This is a genomic window from Bacillus siamensis (assembly GCF_051628075.1).
Lineage (GTDB): Bacteria > Bacillota > Bacilli > Bacillales > Bacillaceae > Bacillus > Bacillus siamensis.
The window spans coordinates 3,446,154-3,471,418 of sequence record NZ_CP155579.1 but is presented as its reverse complement, the minus strand read 5'-3'; the positions used below and the strand labels follow the sequence as shown (position 1 = coordinate 3,471,418).

Below are 25,265 nucleotides of genomic sequence, written 5' to 3'. Positions count from 1 at the left end.
AGAAAGGACTTGCTGATGAGCAAAGTGTTTGAATCACAATCGTTAACGGATGAAGCAGACAAGAGAAAGAAACAATACGAAGCTCTTGAAGAACAGCTGAATGCGCTCAAAAAAGCCTTTCAAGGCATGGCTGATCTGGGTGATGCTTTAAAAGGGAAAGGCGCAGACAATATAAAGGATTTCTTTCAGGGACAAGCGGAAATCGCCGAAAGCTGGCTGACGCTTGTTTCTGCTCAAATTGCGTTTTTAAACGGCATTTCAGGTGATATTAAAGATCAAGAACTCAGCGATTCATATGTGGAGACTTCGTTTTTGGAGCATGAGCTGCCCAACTCGGACTTGAAGGCTTCAGAGATTGTCTCCGCCCATAAAGCCGAAATCGACTCCATTTTGTCAGGCATCAGCGATATTATTCATCTCGACACGTATACGCTGGATGATTACGCAGATAAAATGGGTGATGCCCAGAAAACCAGACGTGACACGATCACGGCAGTCGATAAGCTTGATGAATCCCTGACCACTGAATATCAAAATTTAGAATCTCTGGACAACGCGGTTCTCAGCAAATATTCCGTTCTCATGCAAGCCACCAGCAACGGGAAAAACGCATCCCCTATGTACTATGACAAAAAAGCCTTCCACAGCAATGAAATCTACAAAAGCGTCATTGAAGCAGAAAAGCAGGGAACGGACTATATTGATGCAAAAGCCCAGCAGGCCGAAGCAAGACGGCTTCAGGAAAAGGCTGAAGAAGAAGCCAATAAACCATGGTACGAAAAAACATGGGACGGAATCTGCGACTTTACCGGAGAAGTCACTGGCTATTATGATTATAAAAGAGCAGCCGAAGGCGTCGATCCGGTGACCGGAGAAAAACTCTCCACCGCAGAACGCGTCACAGCGGGAGCGATGGCCGCCGCCGGATTCATACCAGTCGTCGGCTGGGCGGGACGCGCTTTCAAAGGCGGAAAAGCCATCTACAAAACCGGAAAAACCGTCATGGCCGCAGAACACGCTTTAGACGTCTATAAAACCGGAAAATCCTTAGACATTCTCAAAATGACAGAAATGGGCGCATACGGCCTCGTCGCCTCAAACGGTTTCTCAGAAGCCGTCACAGGACGGGATATGTTCGGAAACAAAGTGTCTGAGGAGAAGCGGAAGCAAGGAGCACTGGAAGCGGCGTTGAGCTTGGTTGGTGCCGGTGCATTGGCGAAACATGTAAACAAAGGCATCCCGCTTGCAAAATCGCCACAAGCAGCAAAAGTTGAAAAAGGGAAAAAGATTCTAGACCAAGTAAAAGAATTCAAAGTCCCAACGAATGTAAAAATTCGCGTCCACAAGACTGTCACACCGGATGGCGCAACTTTCCCAATCATTCATGCTGATGTGAAAACGAAAGCTGTGAAAGATCTTGGGATTGTGAAGATGGCGGGCAAATGGAATAATGACGGAAAATACGATCGAATTAGAGGATATAAAGGCAGAGAACTTTCAAACTACGATAATAAGTATTTAATTGATCCTAGGCTTGTAGTAGAGATGAATTTTAAGGGGAAAGGGAAATCTGGGACAAATGCTGCTGGCTGGGAGAGAAATGCGAAAAAGTTTTTTAACACGCTGCTAAAAAGTAATCCTGAGTTTTGGAGTGCTGAAAATACTGCTAAGATTAAAAGAGGAAGAGTCCCAGTTGTTGATGAACAATTTATAAAACACTTTCCACAGTATGCAGATTACTTAAAAGACCCAATGAGACATCATCATATTGGAGAAGGAGGCCAGGCCGCAGCTTTACCTAAAAGCCTTCACCCTGGGTATGGTGGTATTCATAATGTTGAGAAAGAATGGGGAATTACTGGGGTAGACGATCAAATTGCGAATAGACTAGAAACATTCAGAAAAGAATCAGGAAGGTGACACGATGTTATTACCCGAAGAATTTAATCGAAGTTGGGATGTTAATAAAAATGGTCCGATATTAAAGTTTCCATATGATGACTTAGTAGAGACTCCTTTTTCGGAAGAATTTAAAAAATTTATTTCTTTAGGAGGTTTACCTGAAACCCCTCCGCCATATTTGGATTTCACTTCTTTTCAAACATCATTTAAACCAATTACAAGTATCTTTGATGTGTCGGAAGCGTTTCGAAAATATTGGTTGTTAGGTTCTACTGGTTCCGGAGATCCAATTTGTATTATAGAAAATAACGAGAGAATTGTTTATTTAGATAATGGTAATGAATATAAAGAAGTATTTATTAACTCTTCAATAAATCAATTTGCAGAAAGTATACTGCTTTTCTCAGAAATGATTGACAAAGCTATTCAAATTAATGGAGAAGATGCTTTTATCGACAATGATATTCCTGAATATGTAATTGAACGGTTGAAAGAAGAACTGAAAAGAGTAGACTCAAATTGTATAAATGAAGGGAACTTCTGGGGTATTGAAATAGAAAGTTTATATGAATAATGAATTTTCATTTTGATGCGTTGAGACCTGATCAGAGAAAGATGTCCTATCGAAGGATATTATTTCACCTCATATAGTTAAAGTAAATGATTGCTTTATTCTGGATTTAGCGTATGAGTTTACTGATAGTCCTTTAACTTATGCAATTTATGTAATGGATAATAATTGGAACGTCATTTGAAATAAAAATTTCCTGAGCATAAATTTGTTATGAAAAAGCAGGTATTATACTGTACCTGCTTTTTAGTTTTTACTCTTTTTATGAACATTGGAGAGAAACCTTAATTAAATATATTACTTGGAGTTACTAATTGATTAAAAAACGATAGAACTCCTACCTGGATTGGTTTTACGCCTTTCAGGTTTTTTATAGGTATGGAACTAAAGAGGGGAATAAAACAAAAAGCCTTCTTTTTAGCAAAGAGGCGGAGGCTACAGAGGAATTATGGGAAAGGTGGTTAAATAAATGAGTAGTTACGGTAAATATAGCGATTTAGTGGAAGAGGTAATTGACTTTATTAAGCACGGAGAATTATTTAAGAATAATAATCGGAATTTGTCTGATATTACACTTATAGAAGATTTTGAGATAGCGCAACAATTAGCGTGGTCTCAAGATACTGATGAAGTTGAAGTAGTTTGGCAAGATGTAAAATTAAATGAAAGCGGACAGTTATTGGGGATAATTTTAAGTGATGATCACTTAAAAACATTAGATGAAGAATTGTCGAATATTTTCAATTCTGATGATAACTATTCTGAAGATTTCATTCCTATGGATTTTTGGGATATTGCTGAAGAAGTAGAGTCAGATCTGTATAAATGTGCAATCAATCGTCTAGTAAACGGTAATAAAGACAATCTTTTTGAGAAAATGTTTCAAGTGTATAAAACAGGCGGATGGCCTTGTGGATGGAAAGGTATATATCCTGAAGGTCAATTAGTCGCTTTTATACCCCCTAAAGATATGAATGATTAGTTTATTTGGGGTGTACCCAGAAGGAGATTGAACCGGAAGTTATAGCATTGAACCTTATAAAAAATAAAGCTTAGGAAATGAATAGTTGCTAACAGAGGTTCTCATGGTAAGTAAATATATTAAATTAGATGTTCTAAAAGCTAATATGCATTCCGGAGATTAACATTAGGAGATGCATTGGTTTACTGATGTATTAGAATTACTATATATAAAAACTTGCTGTGTTGTATCGGCAAGTTTTTTTAGAATGATGAAGCTTTTTAAAGATAGGCCAACAAAGTACAAGGAGCAACTGGATGGACAGAGATCAAATTTCTCAATTTCAGCCACTAAAAATCTGTAATGGCTGGTCTGTAGTACTGAACAATGTAAACTCAAAAAATAGAATAGAAGAATTTGAACTGCTAATACTGCAAAATGAAAAACATAATGCTGTTATTAAGGCAATATTTAAAAATGATCAATACTATGTCAAAGTAGCGGGTTTAAAAACAGAAAAGATTTATGAAGAAAAATCTTTTAATGAAATAGAGCAATTATTAGAAGAGTTAGAATATCGACTCTGGAGTGTGGGAAGTGGAGTTTTAGAGGGTTTCCATCCGCTAAGCCAAAAGGTTCCCAATTTCTTAAGGCTTAGGATACCAACTGGTTGGACTGTTGATTATATTTCATTAAAAGATACTGACCCTAAGACTCTAGAGGCAAATGATGATGCGTGGTTATTTGACTTCAATCAAGATCTTCTGCAAATCTCTCATAAGGCAAAAAACTTGTTGCTTGACGTAGGATGGTACCCAGAAGGGGATCCAACCGGCAGTTATGGCATTGAACTGATAAAAAACGGAGATTGGGAAAATCCTTTAGAGGATATTATGTGTACAGGACTTAAAGAATTAACAACACAATTGGATCATATTTTTATGAAAGAAATGAAAAATGAATACTAGAAAAAAGCACCTGTCCAGGTGCTTTTTTCTACAAATGAGGAACCACAAGACCTCCATACAAAAACGCTGCGATAATCAGAAAGGCCGGATGCAGCTTGAATTTTGTCAGGGCAAGGAGCGAAATCCCCGCAATGACTAGTGATTGAATCCAGCCGATCGCTTTGATGCCGTCTGCGCCGATTTGCCACGTAAGAATGAGCATCATGACGGCGATGACGGGCTGGACGGACAGCGTCATGCCTTTGATGACGGGTGATTGGCGGAAGCGCTGAATGATGCGAAGCAGCACGATCAATGCGAGCGCCGACGGTACGACGGTTGCGATCAGCGCAATCAGGAAGCCGGGCCATCCGCCTGCGCTGTAGCCTACATACGCGGCGATTTTAGTGGCGATCGGGCCGGGTAATGCGTTCGCAAGGGCGAGCATGTTTGAGAATTGATCGTTTGAGAGCCAGCTGTATCTGTTGACGACTTCTTCAAACATGAGCGGGATAGACGCAGGGCCGCCGCCATATCCGAGTACATTTGCAATAAAAAACGCCATAAATAAATAGATCATCATCATGAAGCCGACATTCCTTTATCTTTTGAACGTTTATTTGTGATTTTGTCTTTCAATTTAAAATGAAACGCGCCGTATGCTAAGAAAATAATAATGACAAAGCCGGGATTGATCTGCAGTGTTTGCAGACCGATAAAAGCGATGATAAAAAACAGGATGCCGGTGACCCAGCCGAAACCTTTTAGCGCTTTTTGGCCAAACTCGTACGCCATAATGCCGAGCATGACGGCGATCACCGGCGTGACGGCGCCAATCATGCCGGCAACAACCGCTGAATGGCTTAACACATTAACAGCGGCAAACAAGCCTACCATCGCAAGGCATGTAGGCAGAATGTGGGCGAGGGTTGCCAAGATTGCGCCTAACGTGCCTTTCAGCTTAAAGCCCAAGTACGCGGCCATTTTTGTGGCAATCGGTCCGGGAAGCGCATTTGCGATCGCTAATATTTCTCCGAATTCATCATCATCAATCCATTTGTATTTATTGACGGCTTCATGGCGGATGAGCGGAATCACGGACGGGCCGCCCCCGAATCCGAGAATGCCTGTTCGCACCATTGCCGCCGTAATGTCCCAATAGGGGTTTTTCATTGCCGTGTCCTCCTTACAGCTTCATGCCCATTCTGCTTTTATACCGCTTAATCAGCATTTGGCAATCGACGCTGACGACGCCTTTTTGCGTATAGAGCCGTTTTGTCAAAAACTCTTCCATCTCCTGATCATTTGCGAAAATGCCGTGCATATGCAGCTTGCTCGGTCCGGTCATGTGATAAAGGCTTGTCACGGCCGGCTCCTTTTCAAGCTTTAACGCTGTTTCCTCCAAATACTGCGGCTCCACCTCCACATTAAAAAACACGGACACATGGCGGCCGATTTTCGCCGGGTTGATGACAGCGGTGAATTTTTCAATTACGCCGGCATCCATTAAATGCTGGATGCGGTGCTGAACCGCCACACGCGACAGATTAACCCGCTTTCCTAAGTCTGTATAGGAAATCCTCCCTTCCTCGTGCAAAATCGAGAGAATATGTTTATCCGTTTCATCAAGTACAAGGTTCGGAATGCTGTACTCATGTTCCAATCGGCTTCACCTTCCTTCATCTGGTAGACATTATTGTATCATGAAATCTTACGGTATGAAGGATAAATTTTTTAATTGTTTTCGTTACGTAATAAATATTGATTTTTTCTTATCGAAAAGAAAATAGTGTGTGAGATTTTCTCTCAGAAAAGTGGATGCCGTCGGTGCTGCTTTTTATACTTGAGAAAATTTGTAAAGGGGCTTGCCATGAATACTTCTACCATCGGAACGAAACAAATGGTCGTCAGTCCGCATTATCTTGCTTCCCAGGCGGGGGCCGGCATTCTTGAAAAGGGCGGAAACGCGTTTGATGCAGCGGTGGCGGTCAGCGCCTGCCTAGCAGTCGTGTATCCGCATATGACGGGGCTTGGCGGAGATTCATTTTGGCTTACTTACCATCAAGAAACGGGCCGAATCAAAGCTTACAACGGGAGCGGCCGCTCAGGAAAACATGTGACGAGAGACTTGTATCGAGGCAGAGAAGCGATACCGATGCGCGGTACAGGAAGCGCCATTACCGTTCCGGGAATGGCGGACAGCTGGGATGCCGTGCTTTCGGCGTACGGGCGTCTTTCGCTCGCTGAGGTGCTGAAGCCCGCCCTTGATTATGCGGCAGACGGATTCCCGGTGTCCGCCGACCAGTGCGCCCACACAGAACGAAATCTCGCTCTTTTAGCCTCAACGCCTTATACCTCAGCCATTTTTACGAGAAACAAAAAAGCGCCCATGCCCGGCGAGCGGTTTGTCCAAAAGGATCTGGCGGCCAGCTTGGAGCAGCTTGCCGAAAAAGGCAGGAGCGCTTTTTACGAAGGGGATATCGCCCAAAGCATCACATCATTTCTGCAAAATAACGGCGGCCGTCTGACGCTTGATGACTTTAAAGCCCATCGCGGCGAGTGGTCGGACCCGGTATCCTCTGATTACCGCGGGTACCGCATCTATCAGGCTCCCCCGAATTCACAGGGTTTTACAGGCTTAATGACACTCAATATATTGGAAAACTATGATTTTTCTAAGATCGAACACGGCTCCTTTGAATATTATCATTTGCTGATCGAAGCGCTGAAAAAGAGTTTTCAGCATCGGAATGAAGTGCTGACTGATCCGGCGTTTTCTCATATTCCGCTGGATCGGTTACTGGATAAACAGTATGCAAAGCAGTTGGCGGAAGAAATCGGTTACACGGCTGCGCCGGCGGTAAGCCGTCCGGTCGGAAGCGACACTGCTTATGCCGCCGTCAGAGATGCGGAAGGAAATGCCGTTTCCTTTATACAGAGCCTTTATTTTGAGTTCGGGTCAGCCGTTACGGCGGGGGAGACGGGCATTCTGCTGCAAAATCGCGGGTCATTTTTTTCGCTGGATGAATCTCATGTCAATACGCTCGAACCCGGCAAACGGACCTTCCACACCCTCATGCCGGCGATGGCCTGTAAAGAAGGGAAGCCGCACATCCTGTACGGCACCCAGGGAGGAGAAGGCCAGCCGCAAACTCAGACGGCGCTGATTACACGCATCATAGATTACAACATGGACCCGCAGCAGGCAGTCAGTGAGCCGCGCTGGGTGTGGGGACGGACATGGGGAGAGGCGTATGAAGGGCTGAGGGTCGAAAGCCGGATCAGCCGTGAAACGAGAGAAGCATTAAAGCGAAGCGGCCACCGCGTCGAGACGGTTAGCGATTTTGACCGGATCATGGGACACGCGGCAGCGATCGTCATTGATGACGAAGGTTTTCTCCAAGGCGGTGCCGACCCGCGCGGCGACGGAGCGGCCGCAGGAGTATAGAGTTACGCTAACTGATGAAAAAAAATAAGCACGCCAAGCGCGGCAGATAAACCCGCGTAAAACGAATCGTACACATATTGCTTTTTCTCCCGCCGGTGCCGCCGCTCCATTAAGCCGCTGCAGCAAAAAAGCATGGAAACAACTCCCGCAAATACGTACATTTCATCGAATAATGACACCGCTGCGATGCCTGAAATAAGCAGTGTGATTTCGATTAATCGATGTGTGCTGTTTATCGGTTTCTGCTTTTTAACAGGCTTTGGCAAATGGAGAACTTTGTCGGCAAATACGTGAAACATAAGGCTGAGCAAAATAAATACGGCTGAAAAAATCAGTAACTGAATGAAATCCATCGTCTGCCCCCTAAAAATGTGTCACTCGTTTCATACGGATGAGGACCTTGTAAGTTTTAATCTTTTATAAGACATTAGACTGAGTTAAATGGTTAACAGATAAAAAAAGACCCCTTTTAAAAGGGGTCTTTTTGACTAGTTTCTTCTATTATAAAGGTTCCTGTTTCAGGTCGGGCGGACAAGCGTATATGTCTTCCCGAGTCTGGCGTATTCATTCCCCGCGAGCCTCGCCGCCGGCTGCAGTTCATCGGTCCGTATGTAGCCTTTATCGGCATCATATACTTGATCATTCAAATGAAAACAAACGACTCTGCCGATGATGAGATCTGTCGTCGTTTCCCCGCCGTCATTTTGGAACGGAAGGTGGCGTTCGAGTATACATTCAAATCTGACCTTCGCTTCTTTTATACCGGGAACGCTGATGCAGGTGCTGTCTGTCACGGAAAGGTCTGTCATGTCAAGCTCGCTGACATCAGGGCCAAGCCTCGCTGCTGTTTTGTTAATGTCTTCAATGATGGACTCATCACTGACATGCACGACGAATTCCTGATGAGCGATGATGTTTCTCGCAGTGTCTTTCTGCTGCCCCTCCGCGCGGTTTACAGAAATGGCAAGAAGCGGCGGATCTGCGGAGACAACGTTATAAAAACTGAAGGGCGCCGCGTTTACGGCGCCATTGATAGATGAACGCGTAGTGACAAATGCAATCGGCCGGGGAACTACTGTGCCCGAAAGCAATTTGTAGGTATCTTTCGCGTTCAATTCGTCTGCTCGTAAGATATGCATCATGTCAGCCGCCTTTCTTTTTCGTATGACCTGATTATACCGAAAGAAAATTCGGAAGCACAACAAAAGAAACCCGGCTGCATATCTTATTTCGTGGCATATATCTGTTTGAGGAAAAAGGCTTCCGTTTAGCCGGCAGCCTATTTACAAGTGATATTAGGTTGTTGGGGGATTACTTCTTATAGTTTTTCTTTACAACCCAGACATTTCCGTCTTTCCAGTACTCTGTTTTGGTGCAGTAATCGTCTTTTTTATGGCTTGGTTTTTTAGTAGAACGGTAAGGTTTTTTCTGAGTGCGTTTTTTCTTGCGGCGGCACGATTTTTTCTGACTGCGAGATTTTTTGTGAGAACGGCACGATTTTTTACGGCTGCGGGATTTTTTGTGAGAACGCGATTTTTTATGGCTGCGGGATTTTTTGTGAGAACGCGATTTCTTGTGGCTGCGGGATTTTTTGTGAGAACGCGATTTCTTGTGGCTGCGGGATCTTTTGTGAGAACGTGATTTTTTATGGCTGCGGGATTTTTTGTGAGAGCGGCATGATTTTTTATGGCTGCGAGATTTTTTGTGAGAACGTGATTTCTTGTGACTGCGAGATTTTTTATTTTTGCGGGATTTTCTTTTCTTACTGCTTTTTGGTTCTTGGTACAAATAATCTTTCAATCCCTCGGTGCTTGCGGATTTTACTGCTTCTTCGATATCAGAATGGGAATAGTGGCCCATTTTGAAACCTCCTCTTGATATATGTTTTAAGGATGCGATCCTTACTACCACATAGTACGCATGGATAAAAAAAGTGTATGTGTGTTCCGCTGAGTTTTATCGAAAAAGCACAGCCTAAATTAATACAAGGAGGTTTTCAGGTGAAAGACCAATCAGCATTGCCTTTATACCAGCTGTTTATTCACCCGAAGGACTTGTTGGAGCTGAAAAAAGACATTTGGGATGATGATCCGGTGCCCGCGGTGCTGAGAGTAAATCAAAAACGGCTTGACATTGATCTGGCGTACCGCGGCTCTCATATTAGAGACTTTAAGAAAAAATCGTATCACGTCACTTTTTATTCGCCGAAAACATTTCGCAGGGCTAAAGAAATACATTTAAACGCCGAGTACAAAGATCCGTCGATGATGCGGAATAAGCTGTCTCTCGATTTCTTCGCGGAGCTTGGAACGCTGTCACCAAAGGCGAATTTCGTATCCTTGCAGATCAACGGCAAATATGAGGGTGTGTACCTTGAGCTGGAGTCAGTGGATGAATATTTTCTGGCGAAACGGAACCTGGCTGACGGCGCTGTTTTTTACGCGGTGGATGATGATGCAAATTTTTCCCTCGTCAGTGATTTGGAGCGGGACACGAAAACATCGCTCGAACTTGGCTATGAAAAGAAAACGGGAACGAAAGAAGACGATTTTTATCTGCAGGATATGATTTATAAAATTAATACCGTGCCGAAGTCAGAGTTCAAGGGAGAGATTGTCAAACACTTGGACGCGGATAAGTATTTGCGGTGGCTTGCGGGCATCGTGTTTACCTCAAACTACGATGGGTTTGTTCATAATTACGCCTTGTACCGCAGCCATGAAACGGGACTTTTTGAAGTCATTCCGTGGGATTACGATGCGACGTGGGGAAGAGATATTCACGGTGACCGGATGGAGGCTGATTATGTCAGAATACAAGGATTTAATACCTTGACTGCAAGACTTCTAGATGAACCGTATTTCCGCAAAGCGTACAAACAGCTTTTGGAAGAGACGCTTCAGACCCGGTTTACTATTGAACATATGAAGCCGAAGGTCATGTCGCTGTATGAGCAGATCAGGCCGCATGTCGCAAAGGATCCTTATAAAAAAGATGAGCTTGACCGCTTTGACCGGGAGCCTGATGTGATTTGCGAATACATTAAGGAACGGTCCGCTTTCATCAGCAGCGAGTTAGAGCAGTGGAATATCTGATTGAAAGGAAGAAAGATTTTTACAAATAGGCTGGTGAACCAGTTCCCGAAAAGAATCGGGATACGTATATATGCATTATGTTTGATATTAATGAGAAATATGACTAGGAGGACAATAGATGAAACGCAATACGAATCGGCATCGGTCTGATGACAACTTTCTGCATGCGATGGAAGGAAAAGTGATTACAGTCTATCGGGGAGGCCCGGAGTCCAAGACAGGAAGATTGGCAGACATTCAATCGGATTATATCGCTCTTCAGGTTGATAATAAAATCGTTTACTATCAATGGAAGCACGTGAAAAGCGTAACGGAAAATACGAGTGAGACCTTATCGCCGGTTGAGCCGGCAGAATGCGAGAAAGCTGATGATTTTCAAGACTTGATCAGCAGGATGACCAATCGCACGGTGCAATTGAATCAGGGAGGTCCGGAATCGAAAAGAGGAAAGCTTCACGAAACAGGGGATGATTTTCTCGTGCTGGAAACGGAAGATGACGGAATCGTCTATTTTAACGCCGACCATGTCAAAAGCATCAGCGCCGAACAAGAAGAGGACGGCCAAGAGGAGGAGCGCCCGGAATTTGAAATGGCTGATGATTTTCACGGCATATTTAAACGCCTGATCCACAAATGGGTTTCCATCAACCGCGGAGGCCCTGAAGCTGTTGAAGGTATACTTGTGGATAATTCTGACGGCCACTATACTCTTGTGAAAGATAAAGAAGTGCTGCGGATCTATCCTTTTCATATCAAGAGCATCAGCGCAGGGGCAAAAGGAGCGGCCAAAAAAGACGAGAATAAAGATGAGAAAGAGTGCGCTGAAGAAGAATCACATGAAGAGCAGCAGACTTCCTCTAAAAAATCGAAAAGATCATCAAAGTCCGGACGATCCTCAAAACGGGAAAAAGATGAATCTTATAGCTACGCCACTGTATTAAGAACAATAGATTACCGGTGGAAACACGGCCGTAAATGACCGGAAAGATTGTCCGAAAACGAGGGGAGGGGAGGATGAAATGGCTGGGTTAAGCAGATTTCTGGATAAACAGGTCGATATTGAGATATCGGGAAATACAACATTTTCAGGAACTCTTTTGGATATCGGTCATGATATCATTGTGATCTACGACGGCCGGACTTTTCTTTATATCCCGCTGCTGCATCTGCAGCGGATGACTTTGACTGTGCCGGATGATGAGAATAAAGGGCCGTACACAAGAGAAGAAAGTCCGCATCCTGAAAAACAGGAACATTCATTTTCTTACCGGAATACCCTCCAGCATATAAAAGGCAGATTTACAGAAATATTCGTTACGGGAGACCGGTCCATTCATGGGTATGTAACAAGTGTTTTAAACGATTATTTTGTTTTCTTCTCTCCGGTTTATAAGACGCTTTTCATCTCAATGCATCATTTAAAATGGCTGACACCATATTCCGATGAGCAGACGCCGTATACATTAAACAGCTCAGAACTGCCGGTCGTTCCCGCTAGTGTGCCCCTTGTCCGGAATTTTGAGGAGCAATTAAAAAAATATACCGGCAAATTGATTATTCTGGATTTAGGAGATATACCGAATAAAGTGGGGCTGTTACAAGACGTCTCAGATAACATTCTTGAATTGACCAATGCGGACGGAGATACGGTCTTTTGGAAATTGAATCATTTAAAAACCATGCACCTCCCATAAATGATAAAACTGCCTCTCTTATACAGCAGGCAGTTTTTTTCATCGGAGCTAAAGATATATCCAGCTGATCCAAACATATAAAACGGTAATGGTAAACACAACGGTGAGAGGGACAACGACAATGGTCGTTTTGATATATTCTGACCAAGAGACTTTTTCGCCGTGCTGTCTGATGATATGCATCCAGATCAGTGTGGCTAATGTCCCGATCGGCAGAAGCAATGACCCGATATCACTGCCGATAATATTAGCCAAATAAATGATTTTTACGGTTAAGGGGTCAATTGACATTTCAGTTAATGTCAAGGTGCTGATCATTAGGGCAGGATGGTTATTAAACAAATTAGAGAGGACGGATGTAGCAATACCCATAATAGATGCCGCGTGGGCAATGCTTTGTGAGACATAAGGCTCAATATACTGAACAAGCAATGCGGTCAGTCCGATATTATGCAGTCCGTAGATGATAATGTACATCGTGAAGGCAAAAACAAAGATATGCCAGGGCGCTTTCTTTAATAAGTCTGCCGGACTGATTTTCAAATGAAACCATCTCCAGGCAAGCAGGATGACTGAACTGATGACTGCCACAAGTGAAACGGATATGCCGCTGTATGAAGCGGCAAACAGACTGACCCGCACTAACAATACAAACGCCAAAACACAAAACATGATTTTCGTGCGGCTGTTTTGGGCCTGATCCGGCGGAGGCAGGAGCGGATGATATCTTTTGTGTTCCAGTGAATCAAAATGAACCGGAATATCGGGGAGCTGTTTCGGCAAGCGGCGGTAAAAAACAGCAAACAGCAGAAAGGCCATAAACACGAGCCCCAGCGTGCCGGGGATAAACATCATATTGGTGTACAAATAAAGGTCCATGCCTATCATTTTGAGAGAAATTAAATTGACGATATTACTGACGCCGATAGGAGTGCTTGCCGCGGTCGCGATTAAGACGCCGCTGATTAAATAGGGCGTTTTATGATGTTTTTTAAGTCCGAGATACTTTAATACCAACAGTAAAATAGGAGTGGTGATTAAGACGCTGCCGTCATTATTCAGAAAGAGCGTCATTGAAAAACAAAGCAGGTTGGTCAGCCAAAACAGCCGGATGCCTGATCCTCTGGCGCGATGGAGCAGCTTGGCTGCCGCCCAATTAAAAAAACCGAAGCTTTCGAGCGCGATCGCCATAATCATTGTGGAAATAATGGTGATCGATGCTCCGGTGACTTTAGACCCTATATCTCCTAAATCATGAAAGGAAACGGTTCCGCATAACAAAACGAAAATGGCGCCCAGCGATGCCGGAACGGCTTCATTTAATCCCCGGGGTCTCCAAAAAATAAGAATAATGGTCACAAAGAAAGAAATCAGGGTCAATATGACGCTAATATGTGTAATGTGTTCTGCCTCCTTTTTGGATGGGTCATTGCCGCCCCGTTATTTTTATCCCTCCTGATCAGTTGTACTGTATGTATACGAGTACAGGCCGAAAGGTGTACTGAGCGTTTCTACTAATTTAGTAAAATTCCATAAAAGCACAAAAAAAAGAGGCTGCTTCTCGGCGTCCTCTTTTTTATACTTTTTCCTTATCCGCCTGCAATAAAGCCTGGCGTTTATTGATAATCTCCAAGAAATGTTTCAGGATCGGGTTTTGGTTGTCCTTGCGATAGGCGATGACCCAATCGGCGGTAAGCTGAACCTGATTGATGTCGCGATAGGCGACTTCGAGATTAAACAGCTTTTTAGCTGAAGAAGGCACGAAGGTTACACCGATTCCGGCGCTTACCAATCCGATCACCATTTGATACTCCGTCGCTTCCTGAACGATTTTCGGTTTAAAGCCCGCCTGCTCGCAATAGTTTACAAATTCCAGGTATAAAGTCGGCCACGTTTCTTTCGCCAGTGTGATAATCGGTTCATTTTCTAAATCCTGAATGTCGATTGTCTCTTTGGCGGTAAGCGGGTGCTGCTTCGGCAAGGCCAGAATGCAAGGACTGCTCTGCACCTTTTCCATATGTAAGGCCGAATGCTGTAAAGGCGGATGAAGGATGCCGATATCAATGTTGCCCTTCAGAAGCTCTTCCTGCTGTCTGAAAGAAGAGATTTCACGCAGATCAAGCTTGACGGAGGGGAATTTTTCGCGGAATTCCCGAATGATCGGCGGCAGAAATTCATATGTGGCTGAGCCGACAAAACCGACGACAAGCCGGCCGAGTTCTCCCCGCGCCGTCCTCTGCGCCATTTCAATCGCTTTGTCTATTTGTTCGATCGCGTTTCTGCTGTGTTTCAAAAAACTTTCTCCGGCAGCTGAAAGCTCTACAACCCGTTTCGTGCGCTTTAATAAAGTCACGCCGACTTCTTTCTCAAGCTGTTTGATCTGCTGGCTGAGAGGCGGCTGTGTCATATTTAACCGAAGCGCGGCTTTGCCGAAATGAAGTTCTTCAGCGACGGCAATAAAGTATTGAAGATGGCGAAGCTCCATCCTTATCCATTCCTTTCCCTTTGTTAATTATTCGTGAAACATATTAATCATACGGCGAATTGATATTGGAGGTCAATTTCCAAAGGGTGTATAGTGAATAATATCACAAATTACTTAAAATTTTATATTTAATATGCATAATAAGGAGTGAGGGTGTTGGCAAAAGCAACAAATGAACTGAAAACCTCTGGAAAAAATCGCGGGGCGGAGCTTGTTGTTGATTGCTTAGTGGAGCAAGGTGTCACACATGTTTTTGGCATTCCGGGTGCAAAAATTGATGCAGTATTTGATGCGTTAAAAGATAAAGGACCTGAACTGGTTTTATGCCGTCACGAACAGAACGCTGCGTTTATGGCAGCGGCTGTCGGAAGACTGACAGGAAAACCTGGCGTTTGTCTCGTTACTTCAGGCCCGGGGGCATCCAACTTAGCGACCGGCTTGTTAACGGCTAATACAGAAGGTGATCCGGTAGTGGCACTGGCGGGAAACGTGATTCGCGCGGACCGGTTAAAACGGACACACCAATCATTAGACAATGCGGCACTATTTCAGCCGATCACAAAATACAGTGTAGAAGTACAGGAAACAGGGAATATACCAGAAGCGGTAACAAACGCCTTCAGGGCAGCGTCAGCAGGTCAGGCAGGCGCGGCTTTTGTGAGCTTTCCGCAGGATGTTGTGAATGAAGTCACAAACGTCAAAAACGTACGCAGCGTGCCGGCGCCGAAACAAGGCCCTGCACCGGAAGAAGCGGTCAGCGCGGCTATCGCGAAAATCCAGACGGCGAAACTTCCCGTTCTGTTAGTCGGCATGAAAGGCGGAAGACCGGAGGCGGTAAAACAAATCCGCAAGCTGCTTGCCAAAACAAAACTGCCTTTCGTAGAAACGTACCAAGGGGCCGGCACATTGTCCAGAGAGCTTGAGGACCAATATTTCGGCCGGATCGGACTGTTCCGCAACCAGCCGGGCGATCTTCTGCTTGAACAGGCGGATGTCGTACTAACGATCGGTTATGATCCGATTGAATACGATCCGAAGTTCTGGAACGTAAACGGCGACCGTGCTATTATCCATCTTGACGAAATTCAGGCCGATATCGATCATGCGTATCAGCCGGAATTAGAATTATTAGGTGATATCGCCGCTACGGTTAAACAAATTGAACACGACGCTGTGACATTTGAAATGGGCAGCCGTGAACAAGAAGTGCTGAGCGAATTAAAACAAATGCTATCAGACAGCGAGAAGGCGCCAAGCGATCATAAATCCGACAGAGCGCATCCTCTGCAAATCGTCCAAGAACTGCGCAATGCAATTGATGACGACGTAACCGTCACTTGCGATATCGGTTCTCACGCGATCTGGATGTCCCGCTACTTCCGCGCTTATGAGCCGTTGAAGCTGATGATCAGCAACGGCATGCAGACATTGGGCGTAGCGCTTCCTTGGGCGATTGCCGCCACATTGGTGAATCCGGGTGAAAAAGTCGTATCCGTTTCAGGAGACGGAGGATTCCTGTTCTCCGCAATGGAACTGGAAACGGCAGTCCGCTTAAAAGCGCCGATCGTTCACCTTGTATGGAATGACAGCACATATGATATGGTCGCATTCCAGCAAATGAAAAAATATAACCGTACATCATGCGTAGATTTCGGAAACATTGACATCGTAAAATATGCAGAAAGCTTCGGCGCCACCGGCTTGCGTGTCGAGTCACCGGAACAGCTGGCAGACGTGCTGCAAAAAGGCTTGAACACAGAAGGACCTGTCATCATCGACATTCCTGTCGATTACAGTGACAACGTTCATTTATCAAGTGACATGCTTCCGAAGCAATTCAAAGAAAGAATGAAAGCAAAAGCTCTCTAGCACTCTGCGCACCATGACCTGTTTTCTAAAACAGCCTAATTTAAAAGGAGTGAAGAGAATGAAAAATGCAAACGACATCCAAGTGATGAGCCGCGGAGAAAAAGGCTCACCTGAGGATCAGATCTATCAAGTATCAACAATGACATCTCTGCTGGACGGAGTATATGACGGAGATTTTGATATGGCTGACATTCCGAAGTTCGGTGATTTCGGAATCGGTACTTTCAACAAACTGGACGGCGAATTAATCGGATTTGACGGACAATTCTATCGTCTGCGCGGCGATGGAACGGCTACGCCTGTTAAAGGCGGAGACCTGTCACCATTCTGTTCATTCACATTTTTCACACCGGATATGACGCATACGATCGACGGCGAAATGACCCGTGAAGAATTCGAGCAGGAAATGGCCAGCCTTCTGCCTAGTAAAAACTTATTTTATGCGATCCGTTTAGACGGTGTATTTAAAAAGGTGCAGACGAGAACGGTAGAACGTCAGGAGAAACCGTACGTTCCGATGATCGAAGCGGTGAAAACACAGCCTGTGTTCAACTTTGACGACATTCAGGGAACGATCGCCGGCTTCTGGACGCCGGGTTACGCAAACGGCATCGCTGTTTCCGGGTATCACCTGCACTTCATTGATGAAGGCCGCAATTCCGGCGGACATGTGTTTGACTATATCATTAAAGATTGCAAAGTGACCATTTCTCAAAAAATGAACATGAATCTCAAGCTTCCGAATACGGCGGACTTTTTCAACGCGAATTTAGATAATCCGAATTTCGCGAAGGACATTGAAACAACCGAAGGAAGCCCTGAATAAATGAAAAAAGAAAGCCCGTTTTTCTCCCGGGCTTTCTTTTTATTTGGCTGAACCGGCAATGATTAGGTAAAATACAGTCAAAAGGGAAAGGTGTGGTAGCTGTGAAAGTTTTGGTATTGGCGGTTCACCCTGACATGGAAAACTCAGTGGTCAATAAGGCGTGGACAGAAGAATTAAAAAATCACGATGACATTACGGTCCGTGAGCTTTATAAAGAATATCCGGACGGGAAAATCAATGCGGAAAAGGAACGCCAGCTGTGCGAACAGTATGACCGGATCGTATTTCAATTTCCGCTGTACTGGTACAGTGCGCCTCCGCTTTTAAAAACATGGATGGATCATGTGCTGTCTTACGGCTGGGCTTACGGCTCCAAAGGCAAGGCGCTGCATGGCAAAGAATTACTGCTGGCTGTTTCCGTAGGTGCCGGGGAGGATGCATACCAGGCAGGCGGTTCCAACCACTTTACATTGAGCGAGCTTTTAAGGCCGTTTCAGGCAATGGCTAATTTTACGGGTATGACCTATTTGCCGGCTTTCGCACTGTACGGTGTAAATGGGGCGGGTGCGGCGAATATTCGTGACAATGCGAGAAGTCTGGCGGATTACATAAAGAAATCATTTTAAAATGATCCGCTGATGCATGATGCGTTCGTCTTTATGTGACAATATTTCCTGAGAAATATTTCGAATTCCCGACAATTTTGACTGTCAGAAAGAAAAAAACGGATTTCGCGGTGAATGTGCGAAATCCGTTTTTGAAATTATGTCAGTTTTTGCAGATCTTTTGTGCTGATGTATCCAGTTGCGCCGCCGTAATCGACAAGCGCCCAACCGAAATCAATGCCGCCGCCGGCAGTTTTTTTCCATCCTAAGAAAGAAACGCTCGTATTTTTAGCAAGAGAAGCTTTGACTGCTCGGTTTTCTGTAAATACTTTAGTTTTTGCGGTCGTTTTTACGGTTGTTGCTGCTTTAACAATATAATGAGTAGATACAAATCCTGTTTTTCCGTTTTTATAATGGACTTTTGCCCAGTCTGCGTTCTGGAATGAAACGATTTTTAAGCTGTCGCCTAAATGAAGAACATCAGCTTTCGGGCTGACAGCCGATGCTTTTGTTCTGACGTTCAATGCTTCCGCGGAAACGAGATAAGAGTCAAGCGGATAGCTGTACAGATCGTCAATCTTGACTGCTTCTTGCGCGTGTGTCTCAGGAAGAGGCGTTATTCCGGCAGCTGAAGCCGCTGATATTCCCGCTGCAAGGGCCAGGATGGATGCCGCTTTGGCTGTTTTCTTCATCTCTATCTCTCCTTTTACTTCTTCTTTTCACGTTTTTCCGAAAGTCTAAACATCGGACGGTTACTTTTGTGTTTGAAGTTTCAATGGAGCGGAAATGGTTTTTTTGATTTTTTCTCCTTTCAGCACCTGTTCCGCCGCTTCCGCCGCCAGTTTTCCGATCAGCTCCGGCTGCTGGGCGACCGTGGCTGTCAGCTTCCCGTTTTTAATGGAGGAAATCGCATCCTTATTTCCGTCAAACCCGACAACCAGAATGTGTTTGCCCGAGCTGTTGATCGCTTCGAGCGCACCGAGCGCCATTTCATCATTATGGGCGAACACGGCTTTGATGTCAGGATGGCCCTGAAGCAGGTTTTCCATGACGGTCAATCCTTTTGTACGGTCAAAATCCGCCGCTTGCTTCGTTACGACATCCAGCTTTTTGTCAGCGATATGATGAAAGCCCGTACCGCGTTCCCGGGTCGCGGATGCGCCCGGAACTCCCTGCAATTCCGCGACTTTGGCGTCTTTTCCGAGCTGATCGGCGAGGTAGCCGGCCGCCATTTCTCCTCCTTTGACATTGTCAGAAGCGACAAGCGTTTCGACTTTGCCGTGTTCGGCTGAACGATCAAGCGCAATGACGGGAATGCCGAGGGAATTTGCAGATTCGACGGCGGTTGAAATCGCTGATGAATCGGTCGGATTGATCAGCAGCGCATCGACTCCCTGCTGGATCAGGTCTTCTACGTCATTCGACTGTTTTGATGAATCGTTTTGAGCATCGACAATGATGACCTTCATGCCCTGTTTTTCGGCTTCTTTTACCACGCCGTCTTTTAATGAAACGAAGAACGGGTTGTTCAAAGTGGAGACGGAAAGTCCGAGTGTGAATTCTTTTTTATGTTTGGTGTTTGACGGTTTTGCCCATTGGGGCGGTTCAAGTGAACAGGCGGACAGTAAAAACAGTGATAATGCCGCAATCGCGATGATGGCCTTCTTCATAATGATCCTCCTACTATGCCGATTTTTTGCGGTCCAGCAGCACCGCGATTAAAATGACGATTCCTTTGACGACGAGCTGATAAAAAGACGATACGCCGAGAAGGTTCAAGCCGTTGTTCAGCGTTCCGATAATCAAAACCCCGATCAGCGTACCGATGATGCGTCCCCGTCCGCCGGACAGGCTCGTTCCGCCGAGTACGACCGCTGCGATGGCGTCCAACTCGTATGATTCCCCGGCCGTCGGCTGTGCGGAATTTAAGCGTGATGTCAGAATCGCTCCGGCCAGCGCCGATAATAAACCTGTCAGAGAATAGATCATGATCTTGATGCGGGGCACTTTGATACCGGAAATCAGCGCCGCTTTCTCATTGCCGCCGATGGCGTATGTCCGGCGGCCGAACGGTGTTTTGTGCAGAAGAACCCATAGGGCCGCGAATGCAATCAGCATGGTAATGGCGGGTACGGGGATGCCGAGAAAATAACCGCGCCCGAATAATTGAAACGCGTCATTTGTACCGAGTCCCGTAATCGGATTTCCGTCTGTATAGACGAGCGTCAGTCCGCGAAAGACCGTCATTGTCGCCAAAGTGGCGATAAACGGAGCCATTTTCCCTTTTGTGATTAATAAACCGTTTATCATGCCGAGTACTGCGCCGATCACGCAGCCGATGATGACGGCTAAGATCGGGTCGATGCCTGATACCATCATACCGGCGACCAATGCGCTCGATAAGGCGAGGATGGCTCCGACAGAGAGATCAATGCCTCCCGTTAAAATGACAAACGTCATTCCGAAAGCGATCAGCGCGTTAATCGCAACCTGCCGAAGAAGGTTCAGAATATTGAGCGGCTCAAGAAAACTCGGGTTTAAAACGGAAACGATCAGCACAAGAATCAGTAAGCCGAGAAACGGACCGAGTTTTTGCGTAAAGGTATGAATGGAAAAACGCTGTTGTTCAGTTGATGTCATTGGTTCAGTTTTCATTCTGCTGCCCTCCCGTGGCAAGTGTCATGATGTGTTCTTGCGTTGCACCGGCCGCATTGATTTCTCCATTGATGCGTCCTTCATGGACGACGATAATTCTGTCACTCATGCCGAGAATTTCCGGCAGCTCGGAAGAAACCATGATGATGGCGACTCCGCGGTCGGTCAGCTCATTCATTAATGAATAGATCTCCCTTTTCGCGCCTACGTCGACGCCCCTTGTCGGTTCATCGAGGATGAGAACTTTTGGCCCGATTCCGATCCATTTGGCGATGACGACTTTCTGCTGATTTCCTCCGGATAGATGCCGCGCGGCGGTTTCCGGAGACGCGGTCTTAATGGTCAGCCGCTTGATCAGCAGCTCGACGAACTCCGCCTCGCGTTTTCGGTCAATGATGCCTTTCGGAGAGAAACTGGTCAGGCTCGGCAATGAGATGTTTTCACGAATGGACGTATCCAGAAGCAGTCCTTCATCTTTCCGGTTTTCTGTAATCAGGCCGAGTCCCTTGCGGATGGCATCAGCCGGACCCCGAATGCCGATTTTTCGGCCGGAAATCCAGATCTCTCCGGAATCGAGCCGGTCAATTCCAAACAGCGCTCTCATGATTTCTGTCCGTCCGGCACCCATTAAGCCGGAAACACCAAGGATTTCTCCGGCGCGCACATGGAAACTGACCTGTGAAAAGCTTCCTTTTTTTGAGGCGTTTTTCACTTCGAGCACCTTATCGCCGAGTGACGGCGTGCGTGTCGGATACCGATCAGTCAGCTCCCGGCCGACCATTTTTTTGACCACTTCATCAAAATTAGTATCTTTCAAATGCGCCGTATCGACAGTGAGACCGTCCCGCATAATGGTGATCCGGTCGCAAATTGAAAATATCTCTTCCATTCGGTGCGATATATAGACGATTGAAACGCCGTCTTGCTTTAACGCAGTCATTACGTCAAACAGCTTGCTGATTTCCCGTTCGGTCAGCGCCGCGGTCGGTTCGTCCATAATGATGACTTCGGCGTTTGTCATCAGCGCTTTAGCAATCTCAATCATCTGCTGCTGGCCAACGGAACATTGTCCGGCTTCCCGGTCAAGAGGCAGAGAGACTCCCAGTTTTTCAAGCTGTGATTTTGCTAGCGCTTTCATTTTCTTCGTTTCCAAAACACCGAATGCCGTCGTCAGCTCTTTGCCGATAAAGAGGTTTTCAAGCACCGTCATGTCCGGCCATATATTCAGCTCCTGATGGATAAAGGCGATTCCGTGCTTTTCGGCTTCTTTTGGATTGGAGAAGTTCATATTTGTTCCGTTTATCGTAATGTTTCCCTTATCGAGGCGGTGCAGCCCGGTGAGCAGGTTCATTAACGTCGATTTGCCCGCTCCGTTTTCTCCCATTAAAGCGTGGATTTCTCCCGGCAGAAGCTCAAATGAGACGCCGGAGAGCACTTGATTTTTCCCGAATGCTTTATGAATGTCTGTCATGCTGATGTGCATGCTCGATCCCTTCCTTCTAGAAAATCACACCCGCCTGCAGGATGCAGTTGGCGTATGGTGTCATTTCACCCGTTCGGATGACGGCTTTTGCTTTCTGTGTGAGCCGTTTGAATTCCTCGTGGGACATGTACTCGATCGTCTGCGCTGAGAAATGGCTTTCTATGAAACTTGCATTCTCAGGATTTGCGTCTTTGATCTCGGAAGCGGCTATCACCTTTTCGACTGCCATCTCCCCGGCTACCAGGCTGGTCACGTCCCGAAAGGCGGGAACGCCCGCCGTTAAGGACAAATCAATTTTAGGGACACCGTCTGGGACGGGGAGACCCGCATCGGCGATCGCGATGAGGTCTGTATGCCCGAGATCGGCTAATACTTTGTCAATGTGGCTGTTTAACATTCCGTGTTTCTTCATGACAGCAACTCCTCGACTGCTTTTCTGTCCGGCATACCGCCCTGGGCGCCGAAATGCTGCACGGATAGGGAGGCTGCGCGGTTGGCAAACAGAAGCGCTTGTTCGATGTCCTGTCCTTCCGCAAGTGCAACGGCAAGTGCCGCGTTAAAAGTATCACCGGCTCCCGTCGTGTCGACTGCTTCCACAGGAAAGGCGGGAACGAGTCTCTCTGCAGTGCCGTCAGAATACCGCACGCCTTGTTTCCCTTCGGTAATGAACAGTTTGCCGGGATAGCCGGCTAGCGCTTCTTCTTTCGTCCGGCCAGGAAATAAAATGGATGCTTCATGTTCGTTCGGCGTAAGATAAGCGGCATCCTCAATCGTTGATTGTTTCAGCGGACGGGCCGGAGCCGGATTAAGGATCACCGGAATTTGATGCTCGCGGCAGTAGCTGCACACTTCTTCAACGGTTTCTTCGGGGATCTCCTGCTGGATCAGCACGATATCAATGCCGGGAAGTTTCGCGAGCGCGCTTTTGGCATCAGCGGGGGAGATGTCATCGTTTGCGCCTTTTACGACGACGATGCTGTTATCTCCTTCTGCGAGCACAATATGAGCCGTTCCGCTTTTTTGGTGTGTAACCGTTTCCATATAGTCCGTATTGACACCGTTTGCCTGCAGGTTTTCAATAATCGCTTTTCCGTAGCTGTCACTGCCTACTTTCCCTACCATATATACGTCAGCTCCCAGGCGGGAAGCGGCTACGGCCTGATTTGCGCCTTTTCCCCCGGGCACGGTTTGAAAGTCTGCGCCCAGTACGGTTTCTCCCGCTTTCGGACGCCGTTCGGATGTGACGACAAGATCCATAGAACAGCTTCCGATAACACAAATTTCACTCACTTGTACTCATCCTTTCTCGTCGTTTGTCTTTCCATGTATGTGACTGGCATTTGAATGGACGTCTCTTTCGGCGGCTCTTTCTTTATTAATTGCAGCAGCAGGCTTGCCGCTTGTTTTCCCATCTCATATGCAGGCTGGCGGATCGTTGAAAGAGGCGGGAACAAGAGACTGCTCTGCGGAATATCGTCGTATCCGATGATCTGAATCTCCTCGGGAACTTTTTTACCGAGCCGCAGCGCCTCATGAAGGACGGCCGCCGCCGCAATATCGTTGCTGGCAATGACGCCGTCAGTTTCCGGGAATGCGGCAAACAATTCTTTCGCTAAAATGGCGGCATCCTTGATGGAAAATGAAGCGGCGGAGATGACATTGAACTGCGCGCCCGCTTTTTGCAGCACGTCACGTGCGCCGTTAAAACGTTCCTGAGCGGTCGGAAGGCGGCCGGGGCCTTGGACGAGCGTGATGCTTGTGCTTTTGCCGCGTAGCATTTCCTCAGCCGCCCGTTTTCCGCCTGCCCGGCCGTCACTGAATACGGAAGGAGCGCCTTCTTTTGCCCGGTCCAGAAATACGACCGGGTAAAGGCTCCCGCTGTATTCGGGAAGATCGGGGTAATTGGTGGCCGCCAAAATTCCGGCAACTTGATTTTGTTTAAATGTCTGCAGATAGTCAAGTTCTTTTTCCAATTCCTCATCGCTGTTGCCGATCATCAGCCGGTACCCCTCCCGCTGCAATTCGTCTTCAGCGCCGCGGGCAAGCTGCGGGAAAAAGGGATTCGTAATATCCGGAAGCAAAAGTCCCACCAGTCTGGATTCTCTTTTATAAAGAGAGCGGGCAACTTCATTCGGATAATAATTCAGTTTCTCCATGGCGAGCATGACCTTCGTTCTTGTATCTTCATGCACGTAGCCGTTGTCATTGAGGACACGCGAGACCGTGGCAACAGAGACGCCGGCAGCGCCTGCGACATCTTTAATCGTTGCCAACAAACACTCCTCCTCTATTTATGTAACCGTTTACACAAAAAGAGTATCACGAATATTTTCGCTTGGCAACAAAAAAAGAGGCCGGAGTTAACTTTGGTATCAGGGACAATCTCTATGGAAGGATAGATCTCACGCCCAATTGAAATGCTTGCTCCGCACGTTCAGATTGGCTGAGGGCTTGTTTGTTCATTTTGCCGATAGCCGCATAGGAATTCAGCTTGTCTTTCGGATATTCCAAGGCACGTGCATTCAGCTTTAAACGAATTTTTACTTTCAGATGCCGGCGGGGATCAGTATCCATTCCTTTTTATGCATTTTATAAATTAGAGGAATTTCTTGCTGCTGCTTGCTGTTTTTCCATAAACTCTACAATTATGGATGAACTTTTCTTGAACGAATTTAAAGATTTATTAAAATTATTTCAAAAGAGTGAGAAATGGCCTGTAAACGG

Annotated in this window: 26 protein-coding genes; 11 read left to right on the top strand and 15 right to left on the bottom strand. The window is 46.1% G+C overall.

All coding sequences use genetic code 11. The annotated features are described in order from the left end of the window. The first annotated feature begins 15 nt into the window (after positions 1 to 15). The 4 genes from ABDB98_RS17185 to ABDB98_RS17170 all read left to right on the top strand — a co-directional run bounded on the left by ABDB98_RS17185 (position 16) and on the right by ABDB98_RS17170 (position 4,402). Positions 16 to 1,920 carry a T7SS effector LXG polymorphic toxin gene (locus ABDB98_RS17185; protein WP_438420790.1) on the top strand — a complete coding sequence of 635 codons (1,905 nt, stop codon included), beginning with the start codon at positions 16 to 18 and terminating at the stop codon, positions 1,918 to 1,920. Positions 1,921 to 1,924: 4 nt separating this feature from the next. After that, the gene (locus ABDB98_RS17180; RefSeq protein WP_438420789.1) at positions 1,925 to 2,476 is read left to right on the top strand and encodes an SUKH-4 family immunity protein; all 552 of its coding nucleotides are present in this window, start codon (positions 1,925 to 1,927) and stop codon (positions 2,474 to 2,476) included. Between the two features lie 466 nt (positions 2,477 to 2,942). Then, positions 2,943 to 3,455, top strand: coding sequence for a cytoplasmic protein (locus ABDB98_RS17175; RefSeq protein WP_438420788.1), 513 nt, complete (start codon positions 2,943 to 2,945; stop codon positions 3,453 to 3,455). Positions 3,456 to 3,751: 296 nt separating this feature from the next. Continuing rightward, on the top strand, positions 3,752 to 4,402 hold the full coding sequence (locus ABDB98_RS17170) for a hypothetical protein (RefSeq protein ID WP_438420787.1): 651 nt from the start codon (positions 3,752 to 3,754) through the stop codon (positions 4,400 to 4,402). Positions 4,403 to 4,430: 28 nt separating this feature from the next. Here the strand turns inward: ABDB98_RS17170 and chrA are convergent, their stop codons facing one another. The 3 genes from chrA to ABDB98_RS17155 are packed head-to-tail and all read right to left on the bottom strand — an operon-like array spanning position 4,431 to position 6,044. Then, positions 4,431 to 4,967: a chromate resistance efflux protein ChrA gene (gene chrA / locus ABDB98_RS17165; RefSeq protein WP_049627544.1), complete on the bottom strand. Its 537-nt coding sequence runs from the start codon at positions 4,965 to 4,967 to the stop codon at positions 4,431 to 4,433. After that, a complete protein-coding gene (gene chrB, locus ABDB98_RS17160) occupies positions 4,964 to 5,554 on the bottom strand; it encodes a chromate efflux transporter subunit ChrB (protein ID WP_016937710.1) in 591 nt (196 codons plus the stop codon). The genes chrA and chrB overlap by 4 nt, the downstream gene beginning before the upstream one ends. A gap of 13 nt (positions 5,555 to 5,567) precedes the next feature. Continuing rightward, entirely contained in the window at positions 5,568 to 6,044 is a 477-nt protein-coding gene (locus ABDB98_RS17155; RefSeq protein ID WP_016937711.1) for an Lrp/AsnC family transcriptional regulator, read from the bottom strand. A gap of 207 nt (positions 6,045 to 6,251) precedes the next feature. Between ABDB98_RS17155 and ggt the strand changes: the two genes are divergently transcribed. Beyond that, the gene (gene ggt / locus ABDB98_RS17150; protein WP_438420786.1) at positions 6,252 to 7,829 is read left to right on the top strand and encodes a gamma-glutamyltransferase; all 1,578 of its coding nucleotides are present in this window, start codon (positions 6,252 to 6,254) and stop codon (positions 7,827 to 7,829) included. A 2-nt stretch (positions 7,830 to 7,831) separates the two neighbouring features. Here the strand turns inward: ggt and ABDB98_RS17145 are convergent, their stop codons facing one another. The 3 genes from ABDB98_RS17145 to cotG form a co-directional block, all read right to left on the bottom strand. Next, a complete protein-coding gene (locus ABDB98_RS17145; protein ID WP_438420785.1) occupies positions 7,832 to 8,182 on the bottom strand; it encodes a DUF4181 domain-containing protein in 351 nt (116 codons plus the stop codon). A gap of 165 nt (positions 8,183 to 8,347) precedes the next feature. Next, complete coding sequence (locus ABDB98_RS17140; RefSeq protein ID WP_342007135.1) at positions 8,348 to 8,968, bottom strand: flavin reductase family protein; 621 nt, start codon at positions 8,966 to 8,968, stop codon at positions 8,348 to 8,350. Between the two features lie 172 nt (positions 8,969 to 9,140). Further along, positions 9,141 to 9,689 (bottom strand): spore coat protein CotG, encoded by a 549-nt coding sequence (gene cotG, locus ABDB98_RS17135; protein WP_438420783.1) that lies wholly within the window; start codon positions 9,687 to 9,689, stop codon positions 9,141 to 9,143. Positions 9,690 to 9,829: 140 nt separating this feature from the next. Here cotG and ABDB98_RS17130 point away from each other — a divergent pair, with 140 nt between their 5' ends. The 3 genes from ABDB98_RS17130 to ABDB98_RS17120 all read left to right on the top strand — a co-directional run bounded on the left by ABDB98_RS17130 (position 9,830) and on the right by ABDB98_RS17120 (position 12,618). After that, complete coding sequence (locus ABDB98_RS17130) at positions 9,830 to 10,924, top strand: CotH kinase family protein (RefSeq protein ID WP_438420782.1); 1,095 nt, start codon at positions 9,830 to 9,832, stop codon at positions 10,922 to 10,924. Between the two features lie 118 nt (positions 10,925 to 11,042). Beyond that, entirely contained in the window at positions 11,043 to 11,903 is an 861-nt protein-coding gene (locus ABDB98_RS17125; RefSeq protein ID WP_438420781.1) for a spore coat protein, read from the top strand. Between the two features lie 40 nt (positions 11,904 to 11,943). After that, on the top strand, positions 11,944 to 12,618 hold the full coding sequence (locus ABDB98_RS17120) for a DUF2642 domain-containing protein (RefSeq protein ID WP_438420780.1): 675 nt from the start codon (positions 11,944 to 11,946) through the stop codon (positions 12,616 to 12,618). Between the two features lie 48 nt (positions 12,619 to 12,666). Here ABDB98_RS17120 and ABDB98_RS17115 read toward each other — a convergent pair whose 3' ends face one another. Both ABDB98_RS17115 and alsR read right to left on the bottom strand, forming a co-directional pair. Next, positions 12,667 to 13,998 (bottom strand): arsenic transporter, encoded by a 1,332-nt coding sequence (locus ABDB98_RS17115; protein WP_438420779.1) that lies wholly within the window; start codon positions 13,996 to 13,998, stop codon positions 12,667 to 12,669. 196 nt (positions 13,999 to 14,194) lie between these two features. Further along, on the bottom strand, positions 14,195 to 15,103 hold the full coding sequence (gene alsR, locus ABDB98_RS17110) for an acetoin biosynthesis transcriptional regulator AlsR (RefSeq protein ID WP_269774185.1): 909 nt from the start codon (positions 15,101 to 15,103) through the stop codon (positions 14,195 to 14,197). A 156-nt stretch (positions 15,104 to 15,259) separates the two neighbouring features. Between alsR and alsS the strand changes: the two genes are divergently transcribed. From alsS to ABDB98_RS17095, 3 genes are all read left to right on the top strand, one after another. Then, a complete protein-coding gene (alsS, locus tag ABDB98_RS17105) occupies positions 15,260 to 16,972 on the top strand; it encodes an acetolactate synthase AlsS (RefSeq protein WP_060964103.1) in 1,713 nt (570 codons plus the stop codon). Positions 16,973 to 17,030: 58 nt separating this feature from the next. Continuing rightward, complete coding sequence (budA, locus tag ABDB98_RS17100) at positions 17,031 to 17,798, top strand: acetolactate decarboxylase (protein ID WP_016937721.1); 768 nt, start codon at positions 17,031 to 17,033, stop codon at positions 17,796 to 17,798. Between the two features lie 101 nt (positions 17,799 to 17,899). Further along, positions 17,900 to 18,424, top strand: a complete 525-nt coding sequence (locus ABDB98_RS17095) for an NAD(P)H-dependent oxidoreductase (protein WP_047475826.1) — start codon at positions 17,900 to 17,902, stop codon at positions 18,422 to 18,424. Positions 18,425 to 18,561: 137 nt separating this feature from the next. Here ABDB98_RS17095 and ABDB98_RS17090 read toward each other — a convergent pair whose 3' ends face one another. The 7 genes from ABDB98_RS17090 to ABDB98_RS17060 are packed head-to-tail and all read right to left on the bottom strand — an operon-like array spanning position 18,562 to position 24,814. Beyond that, a complete protein-coding gene (locus ABDB98_RS17090) occupies positions 18,562 to 19,095 on the bottom strand; it encodes an SH3 domain-containing protein (RefSeq protein WP_438420778.1) in 534 nt (177 codons plus the stop codon). A 60-nt stretch (positions 19,096 to 19,155) separates the two neighbouring features. Beyond that, positions 19,156 to 20,073 carry a ribose ABC transporter substrate-binding protein RbsB gene (gene rbsB, locus ABDB98_RS17085; protein ID WP_438420777.1) on the bottom strand — a complete coding sequence of 306 codons (918 nt, stop codon included), beginning with the start codon at positions 20,071 to 20,073 and terminating at the stop codon, positions 19,156 to 19,158. A 13-nt stretch (positions 20,074 to 20,086) separates the two neighbouring features. After that, positions 20,087 to 21,058: a ribose ABC transporter permease RbsC gene (gene rbsC / locus ABDB98_RS17080; RefSeq protein ID WP_438420776.1), complete on the bottom strand. Its 972-nt coding sequence runs from the start codon at positions 21,056 to 21,058 to the stop codon at positions 20,087 to 20,089. Next, positions 21,048 to 22,541 (bottom strand): sugar ABC transporter ATP-binding protein, encoded by a 1,494-nt coding sequence (locus ABDB98_RS17075; RefSeq protein ID WP_438420775.1) that lies wholly within the window; start codon positions 22,539 to 22,541, stop codon positions 21,048 to 21,050. The genes rbsC and ABDB98_RS17075 overlap by 11 nt, the downstream gene beginning before the upstream one ends. A gap of 16 nt (positions 22,542 to 22,557) precedes the next feature. Continuing rightward, positions 22,558 to 22,953 (bottom strand): D-ribose pyranase, encoded by a 396-nt coding sequence (gene rbsD / locus ABDB98_RS17070; protein WP_438420774.1) that lies wholly within the window; start codon positions 22,951 to 22,953, stop codon positions 22,558 to 22,560. Next, positions 22,950 to 23,831, bottom strand: coding sequence for a ribokinase (gene rbsK / locus ABDB98_RS17065; RefSeq protein ID WP_438420773.1), 882 nt, complete (start codon positions 23,829 to 23,831; stop codon positions 22,950 to 22,952). The genes rbsD and rbsK overlap by 4 nt, the downstream gene beginning before the upstream one ends. Then, positions 23,828 to 24,814 (bottom strand): LacI family DNA-binding transcriptional regulator, encoded by a 987-nt coding sequence (locus tag ABDB98_RS17060; protein WP_438420772.1) that lies wholly within the window; start codon positions 24,812 to 24,814, stop codon positions 23,828 to 23,830. Before ABDB98_RS17060 ends, rbsK begins: the two co-directional genes overlap by 4 nt. Positions 24,815 to 25,265: the final 451 nt, after the last annotated feature.